This is a genomic window from Nocardia abscessus (assembly GCF_015477775.1).
Lineage (GTDB): Bacteria > Actinomycetota > Actinomycetes > Mycobacteriales > Mycobacteriaceae > Nocardia > Nocardia abscessus_A.
This window is the reverse complement of sequence record NZ_JADLQO010000011.1, coordinates 189,607-204,954: the sequence shown is the minus strand read 5'-3', so window position 1 is coordinate 204,954 and position 15,348 is coordinate 189,607. Positions and strand designations below refer to the sequence as shown.

Genomic DNA, 15,348 nt, shown 5'->3' with positions numbered 1-15,348 from the left:
GCGGCCCGGCTCACCGGGGCGCTGCTGCCACCCCGTCGTAGCCGATCTCCGCGCCGAGCACTCGATTGCCGAGTTCATCCAGGTCGTAGGACTGGCGCGCCAGCCAGAACCGCAAGAAGTTGGTCAGCGAATAGCGCAGGAACAGCGCCGAACCCACCACACTCGCCGCCACCCCACCGAGGGCGAGCGTGATGGCGTCACGCTGGGCCAGCGGGTCGGTGGTGCCGTGCGACATGAGATACGCCAGGACCGCGACCACCGGCCCGGCCACCATGAGCGTGACACCGGTGCGCAGCCACAGCCCGGAACGGCCTGCCGCCGGGTCGGGGATCTTCAATTCCTGCAGTTCGCGGACGAAACGCTCCGCGCGAGATTCGGTCATGTGGAACTTCCTAAGTAGAGGGCTGCCAATTCGTTGCGGATTCCGCTGTCGGGATGTCCCTGCCGTACGACCCGGCCGCGCACCAGGACGGCGGCGTGATCGGCGATGTCCAGCACGGCGGCGGCGAACTGCTCGACCACCAGCACCGCGACGCCCTTGCGGGCGATCTCGGCGACCTCGTCGTACAGCTTGCCGACCACCAAAGGGGCCAGGCCCATGGACAGTTCGTCCAGCAGCAGCACGGCGGGATTCGTCGCCAGGCCGCGGGCCAGCGCCAGCATCTGCTGTTCGCCGCCGGACATGGTGCCCGCGATCTGGCCCGCGCGTTTGCCGAGGATCGGGAACCGGCTGAAGGCGATCTCCTCGATCTCCTCCCTCGACCGCCCGGTGAAGGTCATCATCAGCAGGTTGTCGCGCACGGTGAGATTCGGGAACACGCCCCGGCCCTCGGGGATCAGGCAGACGCCCGCGCGGGCCAGGTCGCGCGGGTCGGCTCCGGTCACGTCGCGCCCGCCGAGCACCAGCCGCCCCGAGGCGACCGGGTGGACGCCCGCGATCACCTTCAGCGCGGTGGTCTTGCCCGCGCCGTTGGGTCCGAGCAGGGCCATCACCTGTCCGGCGGCGACGTCCAGGTCGACGCCGTGCAGCACGGTGATGGCGTCGTAGGCGGCGCGCGCCTCACGCAGCGCGAGGAGTCCGGCCGGGCCGCACGGCGCTGTGGTCGTGGCTGTTTCGGTTGCGCTCTGCACGCTCATACGTCTCCCAGATAGGCCGCCAGGACGGTCTCGTCCGCACGGATCACCGCGGGCGGGCCGGAAGCGATCACCTTGCCGAGATCGAGCACGAACACTTCGTCGCAGACGTTCATCACCAGGCCCATGTCGTGTTCGACGAGCAGCACCGCGGTGCCGTCGTCGGCCAGTGAACGCAGCAGTTCACCGAATCGCTCGGTCTCGGTGTGGTCCTGGCCCGCGGCCGGCTCGTCGAGCAGGATCAGGCTGGGCTGTGCCGCGATGGCCCGCCCCACCTCCACCAGGCGGCCGGTGCCGGTCGGCAGTTCGTCGGCGGAGGCGTCGGCGAGCTCGTGCAGGCCGAGCCGATCGATGATCTCGGTGACGATCCGGGCCGCGTGCCTGCGTTGCGGGCCGAGTTCGGCCGCCACCAGCAGGTTGTCGCGCACGCTCAGCCTGCCGAACAGCTCCAGCCGCTGGAAGGTGCGCGCCAGGCCGTGCCTGGCCCGGCGGGACGGACCGAGCCGGGTGACGTCGGCGCCGTCGATCGCCACGCGCCCCTTCGTCGGCTTGCGCAGCCCGCAGATCACGTCGAACAGCGTGCTCTTGCCCGCGCCGTTCGGGCCGATCAGTCCGGTCACCGCGCCGCGTTCGGCGCGCAGCCCGGCGCCGTCCAGCGCGCGGTTGCCGCCGAAGACGACGGTGACATCGTCAACTTCCAGTAGCGACGGCACGGTCGAGCACCTCCTCGTCCTCGGATGTCCACGGCCGTTCGACGCCCCACCACTCCACCGGCACGTCCGCCGGATCCGGGGCGGGCCGGGAACGCACCCCGTGCCAAACGCGCGCCGCCACAGCGGCGACCACCACGCCGAGAGTGAAGCCCCAGCCGTCGACGACGTCGATCAGCCGCAACCCCGACAGCCCCAGGATCACCAGCACGAGCAGCGGGGCGACGATCCGGTCCCGCAGCATCGGCACCCAGTCCTTGCGCAGCGAGGCGATCGCCCCTTCCTTCAATACGCCGCCGCCGAAGGCGATCCCGCCGAGCGCGGGCAGCACCTGCGCCAGGTTCTGCAGGCCCGGCCACAGCACCGGGATCACGTTCAGCGGTCCGGCGAAGACGGCGCCGGTGAACATGCCCGCGCCCACCGCGCCGAGACCGGCGATGGTCACGATCAGGAAGATCGGCAATCCGGCCACCAGATTGAACTGTTCGGGCGCGACCGCCTGCAACTGCATGCCGTACAGCGCGCCGCCCAGCCCGGCGATCGCCGCCGCGAGCGCGAAGACCAGCACGCGCGCCGCGAGCAGGCTTCCGCCGAGCGTCGCGTAGGCGGCCTCGCTGTCGCGCAAGGCGATCAGGCGGCGCCCGAATCGGCTGCGCCGCAACAGGGCCACCGCCAGGCCCGCCACGGCCAGGCACACCGCCGCGAAGACGGTCACCTCGGCGGTGGTGTCCAGCTTCAGCCCGAACAGATCCGGCCCGACCAGTGACACCGAGCCCTGGTCGAACAGCGCGATCCGGATGCCGAGTATCTCGAAGGAGGGCAGGGTGAAGATCCAGCGATCCAGGATGACCGCGAACGCCGCGGTCGCCAGGGCCAGATACACCCCCGACAGCCGCAACGCGGGCACCGCGACCACCGCGCCCACCACCCCGGCGATGCCCATCGCGGCGAACAGCGCCCACCACTGGCCCTCCGGCCCCAGGTGCGCGTAGGCCACCGCGCCCACGCCGGCCAGGCTGAGCTGGCACAGCGAGATCTGGCCCGCGAAACCGAGCAGCGGTACATACGACAGCGCGATCACACCCCAGGCGAACATCGCGCCGTAGGTGATCAGGTCGGATTCGCTGAGCATGGTCGCCAGCATCAGGCCGAGCACGACCACGGCGGCGGCGAAGACCACCGAACCGTTGATCGAGGGCAGCGGCACCGGGCTGAGCTTGCGATCGCGCCCGCGCAACCTGCCGTGCGGGAACAGCAGCAGCGCCACGAACAGCAGCAGTGCGGGTGCCGCGAGCCGCAGGCCGGGCAGGTAGTCGTTCTGCGGCAGGTACCCGGTGAGGTAGCTCTCCAGCAGGCCGACCACCACCGCGCCGGCGAACGTCATCGGCAGGTTCCGCAGCCGCCCGAAAATGGCCGCCGTGTAGGCGCTGACGATCAGCAGCGACAGCTGCGCGGCGTCCAGCGCCACGGTCGGCGCGATGAGGATCCCGCCGACCGCGGCCAGCTCGATGCCGAGGATCCAGGCGATCCGGTTGGCCCGCCGCGGATCGGCGCCGGTGAGGCCGACCAGCGCGCGATCGTCCACGGTGGCTCGCATCTCGGCGCCGATCCTGGTGCGCAACAGCAGGATGCGCAGCCCGACGGCGACCGCCACGGCGACGGCCATGGTGAGGGCCTGATGCCAGGTGATGATGACCGGGCCGAGGTCGATGGACGGTTTGTCCGCGAAAAACCGGGTGAGCGACCGCGACTCGTTGGGATTCCAGATCCAGCGCGCCAGCACGATGAGACCACTGAGCAAGGCGATCGTCATCACGAGCTTCTCGGCGTCACCCAATCCCTGGGTCGGCGCGAGCGCCTTGCCGAACAGCAACCCGAACAGCGGCGCGAAGACCAGCAGCACCGCGACGATCGCCATCGGCACGGGCCAGCCCCAGCCGATGGTGAGCTGCCAGTAGACGAACGCCGAGATCATTCCCGCGGCGCCGTGCGCGAAGTTGAACACACCGGTCGTGGTGTAGGTCAGCACCAGCCCGCTGCCGATCACGGCATAGATCGCCGCGGTGCTGAGGCCGACGATCCCGAAGGCGATGAACTGCTCCATCAGCGCGAATGCTCCGTCACTTCAGGTCGCTCATGCTCTTGCCGACGTCGGCGAGGGTCAGCGGCTTGCCGAAGTCCTGGGTGTACTTGTAAGGAGTGAAACCGCAGCGGAATACGCCGTTGTTCGGCGTGAACTGCGCGGTCTTCCAACCGTCCGGAGTGGCCTGCTGGACGTTGAAGCACCGCGTCTGCTCCGACAGCGGCCGGGACAGATCGACCGGCGCCTGCAGGCCGCCACCGGTCCACGCCGTCTCCTTGTGCGCGGCGTTGTACACGCACGCGCGGGTGAGGTTGTCGCCGCAACTGGTCGCCGACTTGGCGAACAGCAGCCACGATTGGAAGGCGCGCAGCACCTGGAAGGTGATGGGGCTGCTCGGCGCGTACTGCTTGAACAGGTCTTTCAGCTGCTGCACCGCGGGCACCTGCGCGGCCGCGTCCAGGGGTGCGGTCCCGCTCAGATCGGCGTAGTTGTTCTGGGTGGCCAGCGAGCCCTTCACCACATCCAGGAACGACTGGTTGTAGGAGTTGGCGTTGGCGTCGATCCAGTCCAGCTTGTAGTTCATGCTGGTGAGCACGTCCTGCAATTTGGCGAGGTAGCGGAACTCCCCGAAGAAGATCAGGCCCTTGACGTTGTTGGACTTGATCGCCTGCGCGTAGGGCGTCCAGTCGGAGACGCCCGCGAGCGGATAGAGATCGTTGTAGACGATCTTCGCGCCCGCCGCCGTCAGGGATTCGGTCATCTTCTCGCCCATGACCTTGGTGATCGGCGAGTCGCCATTGATCATCCCGACCGCACCCGCCGAATCCGGGTAGGCCTCCTTGATCAGCCAGTCCTGGAACCCGGTGTACGGGTTGACCGCTTCGGACGCGGAGGAACCGCCGCCCAGCTGCAGGTCGGAGCCGGTGTTGGCGGTCTGGGTGACCTGGGCGGGGAATTCCGGCAGCAGGCACGACAGCCGGTCCTTCACGCCCAGCCCGTCCAGCGCCGCGCTCCCGCCGACGAGGACGAAGTCCTCCCGGCAGGACTCGAGCATGCGCTGGCGCACCTCCATGAGCTTGGTGTCACGCAGGTTGGTCACCAGTTTGCGTCCGTTGATGCCCCCTGCGGCGTTGCACCACGAGGTGAACACCTTCGCCGCGTCGACGAGGTCGGGATTCTTCGTGAAACCGATGTCGGAGAAGACCCCGATTTCGATCTCCGTCGCAGTGACACCCTGCGCCGACGCGCTTTTCGCGTTCCCGGGCTGACAGACGCTGGTCAGGTCGCCGAAGTTGCCCGATGCGGTCGGGCCCGGACCCTCCTCGGTTCCGCGTCCCCCGCCCTCGCGGCCGCATCCGGCCACCAAGAGCGCGATCGCCAGCGCGGCGACGATCATTCGCTGCGGTCTCACCGTAGTTCCTCCTCTGTGGGCCGTTCGGCACCCGATGGGTGGCCTGGGCCGTCGCCGACGTCTCGCCCTTCGCTCATCGATGAGCAGCACGTGCCCGGAGGCACACTCGCTGTCAGGGAAACTATCTTCTCAGATTTGGATAATCAATATCTGTTCTTCAGAGAGTGTCATCTACACACACTCGCTAGGGCAGCGCGCGGCGGCGGCCATCTCCGCCGTCGGATCCACCCCGCACGCTCGACGTTGACAGTGCCGCAGCCGCATGGAAATCTACTAGTTGAATTTGAGAATGCTATTCTCATTTCGGACGAACGGAGGTTCACGTCACCTGGAACGGCTGTCAGGCGCCCGCGGCGACCCGTCACCCGAGGGGGAGCCTCGGCCGACAGCCGGGGAACCCAGCCGCCGCCTCGACCGGTACTGCCCACCGGGCACGGCATTCGACACCTCCGGCGCGTCACCGGACCACGAAAGGTAATCCCTTGGCACACTTCACCAAACCCGCTGCGGGGAGCTGGACACGGAACTATCCCGAGCTGGGTACCGAGCCGGTCGACTACACCGACTCGATCGACCCCGCCTTCTACGAGGACGAGCGTCAGGCAATCTTCCGCAAGAGCTGGCTCAACGTCGGCCGGATCAACCGGCTGCGCCGCGTCGGCAACTACTTCACCAAGGAACTGGCCTGCGCCGGCACTTCGCTGATCGTGGTCAAGGACAACGACGGCGTGGTACGCGCGTTCCACAACATCTGCCGGCATCGCGGCAACAAGCTGGTCTGGGACGACTACCCCGGCGAGGAGACCGCAGGCACCTGCCGCCAGTTCACCTGCAAGTACCACGCCTGGCGCTACAGCCTCGCGGGGGAACTCACCTTCGTCCAGCAGGAGAAGGAATTCTTCGACCTGGACAAGGACAAGTTCGGCTTGAAGCCGGTGCGATGCGAGGTGTGGGAGGGCTTCATCTTCGTCAACCTCGACGACAACGCCAAGCCGCTCACCGAATACCTGGGTCCGCTGGCCAAGGGTCTCGAGGGGTACCCGTTCGACCAGATGACCGAGGTCTTCAGCTACAAGGCCGAGATCGGCAGCAACTGGAAGCTGTTCATCGACGCGTTCGCCGAGTTCTACCACGCACCGGTCCTGCACCAGAAGCAAGCGGTCAAGGACGAGGCCGACAAGTTGTACGGCGTGGGCTACGAAGCGCTGCACTACGAGATAGCGGCTCCGCACTCGATGATCTCGTCGTGGGGCGGGATGGCCCCGCCGAAGGACCCGACGATGGTCAAGCCGATCGAGCGCGAATTGCGCAGCGGCCTGTTCGGCCCCTGGGACCGGCCCGACATCGATGGCCTGGAACCGCTGCCGCAGGGCATCAACCCGGCCAAGCATCGTGCTTGGGGCGTCGACGAATTCGAGTTCTTCCCCAACTTCTCTCTGCTGTTCTGGGCGCCGGGTTGGTACCTGACCTACCACTACTGGCCGACCGCCGTGGACCGGCACATCTTCGAGGCGAGTCTGTATTTCGTGCCTGCCGAGAACGCCAGGCAGCGGCTGGCCCAGGAATTGGCAGCCGTGACCTTCAAGGAATACGCGCTGCAGGACGCGAACACCCTGGAGGCGACCCAGACCATGATCGCCACCCGCGAGGTCACCGAGTTCCCGCTCAACGACCAGGAGATCCTGCTCCGCCACCTGCACAAGACCGCCCAGAAGATCGTCGAGGAGTACCGCGATGGCCGCGCCCACTGACCAGCAGTCCGACCAGGCGAACGCCACGCCGCTGCCCGCCGAGTTCGCCGACCTGGAGCGGTTCTCGGACTGGATCCTCGCCACGGAGCCCGAGCGCTACGCCAAACGGATGGCCTCCTCCATGGACGACATGCAGCGTATGTACGACACCGTGTTCCCGCGTCTGCAGTCCGCCCTGGATCACATCGACAAGTACGACTGGAAGGAGCTGCCCGACGAGGCTCGCAATCTGTTCCACCTGTTGCAATCGCTGGTGATGGTGTCGTTCCCGGTCGAGGTGTGGAAGCAACCGCGAGTGCCGGATTCCGGCGCGGCGTACCTGGATATCGTGCGTGAGCCGGTGGTCTGACCGATGGCGGCGCTGACGCTGAAGGCCGCCGGTCTGCTCGACCTCGACACCGGTGCGATCGTCCGTCCCGGCATCCTGCGGATCGAGGACGACCGGATCGCCGGTATCGGCGGCGCCGTCGCGGGCGAGGTCGTCGACCTCGGCGATCTCGTCCTGCTGCCGGGCCTGATGGACATGGAGGTCAACCTCCTCATGGGCGGACGCGGGGAGACCGGCCTGGCCTCCAGCGTCAAAGACGATCCGGCGCTGCGGGTGCTGCGCGCGGTGGGCAACGCCCGCCGGACCCTGCGCGCCGGTTTCACCACCGTCCGCAATCTCGGGTTGTTCGTCAAGACCGGCGGCTACCTGCTGGACGTCGCGCTGGGCAAAGCGATCGACGCGGGCTGGATCGAGGGCCCGCGCATCGTGCCCGCCGGGCACGCGATCACCCCCACCGGGGGCCATCTGGATCCGACCATGTTCTCCGCCTTCGCTCCCGACGTGCTGAAGCTGACCCTCGAAGAGGGCATCGCCAACGGCGTGGACGAGGTGCGCAAGGCGGTGCGGTACCAGATCAAGCACGGCGCGCAGCTGATCAAGATCTGCGTCTCCGGTGGCGTCATGTCGCTCACCGGAGCGCCGGGCGCGCAGCATTATTCGGACGAGGAGCTGCACGCGATCGTCGACGAGGCGCATCGGCGTGGCCTCAAGGTGGCCGCGCACACGCACGGCGCGGACGCGGTGAAGCACGCGGTGCGGGCGGGCATCGACTGCATCGAGCACGGCTTCCTCATCGACGACGAGGCGATCGACCTGATGGTGCGGCACGGCACCTGGCTGGTGCCGACCACCCGGCTGGCCGACGCCATGGACGTCTCGAAAGCCGATCCCGCGCTGCAGGCCAAGGCGGCCGAGATGTTCCCGAAAGCCCGCGCCTCCGTGCTGGCCGCTTACAAGGCGGGCGTGAAGATCGCGGTCGGCACCGACGCCCCCGCGATTCCGCACGGCCGCAACGCCGACGAACTCGTGGCGCTGGTCGAGCGCGGGCTGCCGCCGCTGGAAGTGCTGCGGGCCGCGACGCTCGCCGCGGCAGAGCTGGTCGGTGTGGACGACCGCGGACGACTCTCGGAGGGCCTGCTGGCCGACGTGATCGGCGTTCCCGGCGACCCGGTGCAGGACATCACCGTCACCCGGGACGTGCGATTCGTGATGAAAGGCGGAAGAATTCATGTCCAGAAGTGACGACCTGCTCGAAATCCAGCAGGTGCTGGCCCGATACGCGGTGACCATCACCAAGGGCGACATCGACGGCTTGCTGGCGGTGTTCACGCCCGACGGCACCTACAGCGCCTTCGGCGACACCTACACCCTCGATCTGTTCCCGGAACTGGTCGCGGCCGCGCCGAAGGGACTGTTCCTCACCGGAATACCGGTCCTCGACATCGACGGTGACACCGCCACCGGCACGCAGCCACTGTGCTTCGTCGAGCACAGCACACACGACATGCGCATCGGGTACTACACCGACTCTCTTGTGCGCACCACGGACGGATGGCGGTTGAAGACGCGCAAGATGACCTTCATCCGCCGCAACGGCGAACACGACTCCGGGATCCCGCACGCCTTCGAGCGTTCCAAGGCTTGAGCGAGGCTCGGCCCGCCGGGTCAGAAAGGACATCGCATGACCGCAGGCGCCGACCCGAACCGGGATGTCGCCACCTTCCGGTCGAACCTGCGCGCCTGGCTCGACCGCAACGACCTCACCCCCGGCCCTGACCACTCGCTGGACGGGCAGGTCGAACAATTGCTGCGCGTGCGACGCGCCTTGTACGACGCGGGCTGGATGCGCTACGGCTGGCCCGCCACCGTGCGCGGACTCGGCGGGCCCGCCGCGCTGCGCGCGGTGCTCGGTGAGGAGGTCGCGTCCCGCGACTTGGCCGAACCCGGTATCTATTCGATGATCGAGGTGCTCGCGCCGACGATGATCTCCTACGCGCGACCGGAACTCGCCGCCGCGATGGTGCCGCTGCTGCTGTCCGGCCGCGAACAGTGGTGCCAGGGATTCTCCGAGCCCGGGTCGGGCAGCGACCTGGCCTCGCTGGCCACCAAGGCGACGGCGCGGGGTGCGGACTGGGTGGTCAGCGGCCAAAAAGTGTGGACCAGTCTGGCCCAGTACGCGGCTCGCTGCGTGCTGCTCACCCGCACCGGGCCCGGCCACGACGGCATCACCGCCTTCTTCGTGGACATGGACTCCCCCGGCGTCACCGTCCGGCCGCTGCGCACCATGCACGGCGTGGACGAGTTCGCCGAGGCCTTCTTCGACGATGTGGTGGTGCCCGGCGACCGCATGCTGGGCAACCCCGGCGACGGCTGGCGAGTGGCGATGGATCTGCTGCCCTACGAACGCTCCACCTGCTTCTGGCACCGGATCACGTACCTGTTCACCCGGCTGGACCGGGTGCTCGAGCAGACCACGAGCGCCGACGACGCCGAACTCGGCGCCGCCTACCTGGCGCTGCACACGGTGCGGTGCCGCTCGCACGCGACGCAGCGGCGCCTGGCGGGCGGCGCCCGGCTCGGCGCGGAGACCTCGGTCGACAAAGTGCTGCTGGCCACCGCCGAACAGCGCCTGTTCGACACCGCGCGCGATCTGCTGCCCGGCGCGGTGGAACTCGGCGATTCGCCGTGGCGCACCGAGTTCCTCTACTCCCGCGCGGCCACGATCTACGGCGGAACCGCCGAGATCCAGCGCAACATCATCGCCCGGCGACTGCTGGACCTGGGGAAGGAGTGACCGTGGCCGGAGCCGACCCCGACCGGGCCGAACTCGACCTGCTCACCGAGACGCTGCGCAAGACCATGACGGCGGCCACCGGGCGCGAACTCGACGCCGCGCTGGCCGGACTCGGCTGGCCGGATCTGCTCGCCGAATCGCCCGATCTCGCTGTGCCACTGGTGTTCCGGCTGCTCGGCGAGACCGGCGCGCACGCCGCGATCCTCGACGACGTCGTCCGGCACGCCGCCGGGGATGCAGGGCCGGGCCCGGTACCGCTGCCGTTCGCGGGCGCGGCCTGGGTGGTATGGGACCGCGACGGTGAGCCCGGCGCCACCCTCGACGAGGAATTGCCCCTGCGCATCGTCACGACCGGGACGGAGCTACCGCGCCACGCCCTCGCCGCCGGGCGTCGCGCGCTCGGCTGGTGGCTGCTCGGCACCGGCCATGCGATGCTGGCCCTGGCGCGACGGCATGCCGTGCAACGCACCCAGTTCGGCCGCCCGCTCGCGTCGTTCCAGGCAGTCCGGCACCGGCTCGCGGAAACCCTCGTCGCCCTCGAGGGCGCGCAGGCCGCGCTGCACACCGCCGAGAGCGAACTCGGCGCTCTGCTCGGCAAGGCCGCCGCGGGGCAGGCGGCGCTCACCGCGGCGCGGCACTGCCAGCAGGTGCTCGGCGGCATCGGCTTCACCGCCGAGCACGACCTGCACCGGCACGTGCGCCGCACCCTGGTCCTGGACGGATTGCTGGGCAGCACAAGGGAACTCACCCGCACGGCGGGCGCGCACATCCGCGTCGCCGGCTCGGCGCCGCGGCTGGCGCAGTTGTAGGCGGCACGCCGCGAATCGGCCCGGTACCGGATTCCGCTCCAGTACCGGGCCGTTCGGGCGCACCGCGACGATCAGCGGGCCGGGATGGCGCGACCTGAAAATCCCCCGGCACACGGCGAATGGCCTGGCGCCGGACCTGTCCGACACCGAGCCATCGACCACACGTCGCGTCAGCAGGCCGGGGAAGTGCCGCCCTGGAGGGTCATCAGCGCACAGAAGGTGCTCGTGGCGACCTTCCACTGGCCGCCGTCCTTGACCGCCTGCCCGGTCTGGTTCGGCAGGACCGGATTGCCGCCGAGCAACAGTGTGTAGGTGACGTCGGCGTTGTTCGCGTCCACGAGTTTCACCGCCGAGACCGTGACCGACGTGCCCTGGGACTGCGGATTGCCCGCCTGCGCCTGCAGGATCGGCAGGAACACATCGCCCTTCTGCACCAGCGCGGCCTTCTGGTCCGGCGGAGTGGAAGCGCTGAAGAAACTGGTGTACACGTCGGTGATCGCCTTGGTGGTCTCCGCGTCGGCCGGGCCGGGCGTCGCGCTGGTCGCCGCCGCGGCCGGCGTGCTCGACGCGGAGCTGGTCGATTCGTCGTCACCGCAGCCGGTCAGCACCGCGGCCGCGACGACCGCCAGGCCACAACAGGCCACAGCCTTGCGAAGGATGGAATCGCGCATGGAGTCCTCGTTTTCGGAAAAGGGAACAGCGAGGGCGCCGGGCGCGCACGCGCCCGATCGCCGGTTGATCGCACGGTCACGGTGTCCCTTTTCGAGGCGGCAAGGGGCCGTGCGAATACTGCCGGAACGCTCCGGCAGACGATGGCGCCGGTGACAACACCGGATCTACTTCATGTTGGCCTTCATGTCGTCCAGCCGGACCAGGATCGGGAAGCCGTTGACGCTCAGGGCATTGCCGTGACCGGTCTGGTGCACGTCGAAGACGGACTGGATCGCGGCATAGAAACCCTGGACGTCCAACGTCTGGTTGACCGCGCGCTTGGCCTGGCGCAGCCCGAACGGTGGCATCGTCGCGATCTGCGCGGCCAGTTCCCTGGTCTGGGTGTCCAATTCGGCGCGCGGCACCACCTTGTTCACCATGCCGACCTGCCTGGCCTCCTCCGCGGTCACCGGCCGGCCGGTGAACAGGATCTCCTTGGCCTTGCGCGGGCCGAGTTCCCAGGTGTGCCCGTGGTATTCGACGCCGCCGATACCCATGAGCACCACCGGGTCGGAGAACAGCGCATCCTCGGCGGCCACGATGAGGTCGCACGGCCAGCACAGCAGCAGGCCGCCCGCGATGCACCGTCCCTGCACCGCCGCGATCGACGGCTTCGGCACGTTGCGCCAGCGCAGCGAGTACTCGAGGTAGCGGCGTGACTCCAGCCCGTATATGCGGTCCAGGGTGATCTTGCTCGGATCCGGCCACGACTTGTCCTTCAGGTCGTGTCCGGCCGAGAAGTGCTTTCCCTCCGCACGCAGCAGGATGACCGCGACGTCGTCGTCCTCGGCGGCGCGAATCCACGCCGCGTCGAGCTGGTCGAGCAGCTCGCCGTTCTGCGCGTTGGCCGCCTCGGGCCGGTCGAGGGTGATGGTGGCGATCCGGTCGGCGACCTCATAGCGGATGTACAAATCGAGCTCCTCGAATCCGGGACAGACCGGGCGCGCGCCCGGCGCCGATGGCACGCCGAAGAGCGGGCGGGCAGGCCGGAGCAGTGTGCACGAACATCGCGGCCTACCTCCTTTTCCGCGCCGACGCGTGATCGGATGCGAGAATAACATTCTCAGAACCGAAAATGGTAGTCTCAGAGAGAGCGCGGACACGGTGACCCGAGAACCCGATGACACACCGTTCTCCGGTACAGTGCATCCATGTTCTCTTCATATGACCGAGGACCGAGGCGCCCGTGACCAGCCCGAGCGAGAAACCGGCCTGGAAGCAGCGCGCCGTGGAGCGCTCCCTACGCACCGCGAAGTTGCGCGCCGAAGAGCGCGTTCAGCGGTTCCTCGACGCCGCCCAGGCCATCATCACCGAGAAGGGCAGCACGGATTTCACCGTGCAGGAGGTCGTCGACCGCTCACGGCAATCCCTGCGCAGCTTCTACCTGCAGTTCGACGGCAAGCACGAACTGCTGCTCGCCCTTTTCGAGGACGCGCTGAGCCGCACCTCCGACCAGCTGCGCGCGGCCGCGGACGGCCAGACCGACCCGTTGGACAAACTCCAGGTCGCCGTCGAGCTGCTGTTCGAATTGTGCAGGCCGGACCCGTCGGCGCAGCGGCCGCTGTTCACCGATTTCGCTCCGCAGCTGCTGATCTCACATCCCGACCACGTGAAGGTCGCGCACGCGCCGATGCTGGCGCTGTTCACCGAGCTGATGGATCTCGCCAAGGAGGCGGGGCAGCTGCGGCCCGAGGTCAACTCGCGCCGGACCGCGGCGATGGTCATGCAGACCGTCATGTTCACCGCGCAATCCGCGGGAGCGTCCGACGACGAGACGCAGCATCCGATCACCGCGTCCGAAGTATGGAACTTCTGCGCACACGGCTTCGCACGGGGATGAGAACAGTATTCTCTCACGGGAGAATTTGACTTACACTCGGGTTCATGCCCGATCTGTGGAGTGATCTCGTCTCTTGCCTCGACTTGTCCGCGACGCCGGCCGGCGACGACGACGCCCGCTTCGAGGGCCGCAATCTGCGGTTGGCCTACAGCCGGGTGTTCGGCGGGCAATTGCTGGGCCAGTTCGTCCGCGCGGCCGCCGCAGGCGTCCCGGACAAATCGATCAAATCCCTGCACACGGTCTTCGTGCGCGAGGGCCGCACCGACGAGCCGATCCGGTATCGGGTCCACCGCCACCATGCGGGCCGCTCCTTCGCGACGCTGTCGTTGATCGCCGAGCAGTCCCGTGGCGTCGTGGCGACGGCCTCGGTCTCGCTGCACGCCGAGGAGGAGGGACCGTACCGGCAGACCGTCGCGGCGGCGCCCCCGCTGCTGTCCGCCGAGCACAAGGTGCAGTGGGACCTGCTGCCCTGGGAGACGCGCGCCGTCGTGGACCTGGACGATCTCGGCACCGCCGCACCGGATTTCGAGTTCTGGATGCGCACTCCGGCGGTCGATCGGGCACTGGCGCCCGCCCTCGCCGCCTATGCCACCGACCTCACGCTCATCGGCACCGCGCTGCTGCCGCTGGAAGGGTACGCGCAGAGCGGCAACGGCACCGCGTTCGTCTCGGCCGTCACCTCGCACACCCTCTGGTTCCATCGGCGCTTCCGCACCGACGAATGGCTGCTGCTGCGCCAGCACAGTCCCCTGCTCGCGCAGGCCCGCGCCTACGGCCGCGGTGACATCCTCACCGAGGACGGCACATTGGTGGCTTCCTACGCCCAGGAAGCGATGGTGCGCATCCCCGAGGACTGACAACGGCGTCACCCCGGCCGCGGCAGCAGTCGCTCGGCCGCGCTGTAGGCGTCGCATTCGCCCGCGCCGACAGCCGCGGCCAGCCGGTCCAGCTCGGCGTGGGCGCGCAACCGGGTCTGCGCCAGCGAAAGGATCTGCGCTCGGGCCCGAGCCGTGCGCCGCGCCGGGGTGTCGGCGCGATGGTGGGCCTCGATCGCCTCCGCCAGTTCGGCGACCCGCTCGCCGCGCGCGGCGACCAAGGTGAGGATCGGCACGCCGGACTCCGCCCGCAGATCGCGCACGGTCTGCTCGGCGCCCTCCCGGTCCGCCTTGTTCACCACCAGCAGGTCGGCCACTTCCAGCAGGCCCGCCTTCGCGGCCTGCACCGCGTCGCCCGCACCGGGATTCAGGATCACCAGCGTTGGGTCCGCGACGGCCGCGATCTCGATCTCCGACTGCCCCACACCCACGGTCTCCAGCAGCACGACGTCGTAGCCCAGCGCCGCGAGCAGGCGAATGGCAGCGGGCACCGCGGCGGCCAGGCCCCCCAGGTGCCCGCGCGTCGCCACCGACCGGATCAGCACGCCCGGGTCGTCGATGTGCTGGGCCATGCGGATGCGGTCCCCGAGTAGAGCTCCGCCGCTGTAGGGCGAGGACGGGTCGACCGCGAGGACCGCGACCCGCAGCCCGCGCGCCCGATAGACCCCGACCAGCGCCGCGATCGTCGTCGACTTGCCCGCGCCGGGCGGGCCGGTCACGCCGATCACCCGGACGCTTCCGGGCTCCAGAGCCGCATGCACCTCGTCGCGGCGGGGCCCCTCGACCAGGCTGAGCAAGCGGCCCGTCGCCCGGGCCGACCCGGCGCGCGCCCGGGCCAGCAACTCGGCGACGGTCGCCCGCTCCAGAGTCACGCCCACCCTTGTGCGCGGCTGCCCGATCCG

16 protein-coding genes are annotated in these 15,348 nt (G+C 68.9%); 8 read left to right on the top strand and 8 right to left on the bottom strand.

The annotated features are described in order from the left end of the window. Positions 1-10: 10 nt before the first annotated feature. Genes IU450_RS25975 through IU450_RS25955 form a run of 5 tightly spaced genes read right to left on the bottom strand, consistent with a single transcriptional unit; the run spans position 11 to position 5,323 of the window. A complete protein-coding gene (locus IU450_RS25975; RefSeq protein WP_195152360.1) occupies positions 11-382 on the bottom strand; it encodes a hypothetical protein in 372 nt (123 codons plus the stop codon). Continuing rightward, on the bottom strand, positions 379-1,137 hold the full coding sequence (locus IU450_RS25970; RefSeq protein ID WP_195152359.1) for an ABC transporter ATP-binding protein: 759 nt from the start codon (positions 1,135-1,137) through the stop codon (positions 379-381). The genes IU450_RS25975 and IU450_RS25970 overlap by 4 nt, the downstream gene beginning before the upstream one ends. Next, entirely contained in the window at positions 1,134-1,847 is a 714-nt protein-coding gene (locus tag IU450_RS25965; protein WP_195152358.1) for an ABC transporter ATP-binding protein, read from the bottom strand. Before IU450_RS25965 ends, IU450_RS25970 begins: the two co-directional genes overlap by 4 nt. Beyond that, on the bottom strand, positions 1,825-3,948 hold the full coding sequence (locus tag IU450_RS25960) for an ABC transporter permease subunit (RefSeq protein WP_195152357.1): 2,124 nt from the start codon (positions 3,946-3,948) through the stop codon (positions 1,825-1,827). Before IU450_RS25960 ends, IU450_RS25965 begins: the two co-directional genes overlap by 23 nt. A gap of 16 nt (positions 3,949-3,964) precedes the next feature. Beyond that, positions 3,965-5,323, bottom strand: a complete 1,359-nt coding sequence (locus IU450_RS25955; protein WP_195152447.1) for an ABC transporter substrate-binding protein — start codon at positions 5,321-5,323, stop codon at positions 3,965-3,967. Positions 5,324-5,820: 497 nt separating this feature from the next. On the opposite strand from IU450_RS25955, the gene IU450_RS25950 reads away from it, so the two are divergent. The 6 genes from IU450_RS25950 to IU450_RS25925 all read left to right on the top strand — a co-directional run bounded on the left by IU450_RS25950 (position 5,821) and on the right by IU450_RS25925 (position 11,020). Next, complete coding sequence (locus IU450_RS25950) at positions 5,821-7,089, top strand: aromatic ring-hydroxylating oxygenase subunit alpha (RefSeq protein WP_195152356.1); 1,269 nt, start codon at positions 5,821-5,823, stop codon at positions 7,087-7,089. Continuing rightward, positions 7,073-7,438: a hypothetical protein gene (locus IU450_RS25945; protein WP_195152355.1), complete on the top strand. Its 366-nt coding sequence runs from the start codon at positions 7,073-7,075 to the stop codon at positions 7,436-7,438. Before IU450_RS25950 ends, IU450_RS25945 begins: the two co-directional genes overlap by 17 nt. A 3-nt stretch (positions 7,439-7,441) precedes the next feature. Then, on the top strand, positions 7,442-8,659 hold the full coding sequence (locus tag IU450_RS25940; RefSeq protein ID WP_195152354.1) for a metal-dependent hydrolase family protein: 1,218 nt from the start codon (positions 7,442-7,444) through the stop codon (positions 8,657-8,659). Beyond that, the gene (locus IU450_RS25935) at positions 8,646-9,062 is read left to right on the top strand and encodes a nuclear transport factor 2 family protein (RefSeq protein WP_195152353.1); all 417 of its coding nucleotides are present in this window, start codon (positions 8,646-8,648) and stop codon (positions 9,060-9,062) included. Before IU450_RS25940 ends, IU450_RS25935 begins: the two co-directional genes overlap by 14 nt. Positions 9,063-9,098: 36 nt before the next feature. Continuing rightward, entirely contained in the window at positions 9,099-10,211 is a 1,113-nt protein-coding gene (locus IU450_RS25930; protein ID WP_195152352.1) for an acyl-CoA dehydrogenase family protein, read from the top strand. Positions 10,212-10,276: 65 nt separating this feature from the next. Beyond that, complete coding sequence (locus IU450_RS25925) at positions 10,277-11,020, top strand: acyl-CoA dehydrogenase family protein (protein WP_195152446.1); 744 nt, start codon at positions 10,277-10,279, stop codon at positions 11,018-11,020. A 170-nt stretch (positions 11,021-11,190) separates the two neighbouring features. On the opposite strand, the gene IU450_RS25920 is transcribed toward IU450_RS25925, so the two are convergent. Beyond that, entirely contained in the window at positions 11,191-11,691 is a 501-nt protein-coding gene (locus IU450_RS25920; protein WP_195152351.1) for a hypothetical protein, read from the bottom strand. 165 nt (positions 11,692-11,856) lie between these two features. Then, the gene (locus IU450_RS25915) at positions 11,857-12,642 is read right to left on the bottom strand and encodes an enoyl-CoA hydratase (RefSeq protein WP_195152350.1); all 786 of its coding nucleotides are present in this window, start codon (positions 12,640-12,642) and stop codon (positions 11,857-11,859) included. Positions 12,643-12,917: 275 nt separating this feature from the next. Here IU450_RS25915 and IU450_RS25910 point away from each other — a divergent pair, with 275 nt between their 5' ends. Beyond that, positions 12,918-13,571: a TetR/AcrR family transcriptional regulator gene (locus IU450_RS25910; protein WP_043700881.1), complete on the top strand. Its 654-nt coding sequence runs from the start codon at positions 12,918-12,920 to the stop codon at positions 13,569-13,571. Positions 13,572-13,615: 44 nt separating this feature from the next. Further along, positions 13,616-14,428, top strand: coding sequence for an acyl-CoA thioesterase (locus IU450_RS25905; RefSeq protein ID WP_195152349.1), 813 nt, complete (start codon positions 13,616-13,618; stop codon positions 14,426-14,428). A gap of 8 nt (positions 14,429-14,436) precedes the next feature. Here IU450_RS25905 and meaB read toward each other — a convergent pair whose 3' ends face one another. Further along, a complete protein-coding gene (gene meaB, locus IU450_RS25900; RefSeq protein ID WP_324197825.1) occupies positions 14,437-15,318 on the bottom strand; it encodes a methylmalonyl Co-A mutase-associated GTPase MeaB in 882 nt (293 codons plus the stop codon). Between the last annotated feature and the right edge of the window lie 30 nt (positions 15,319-15,348).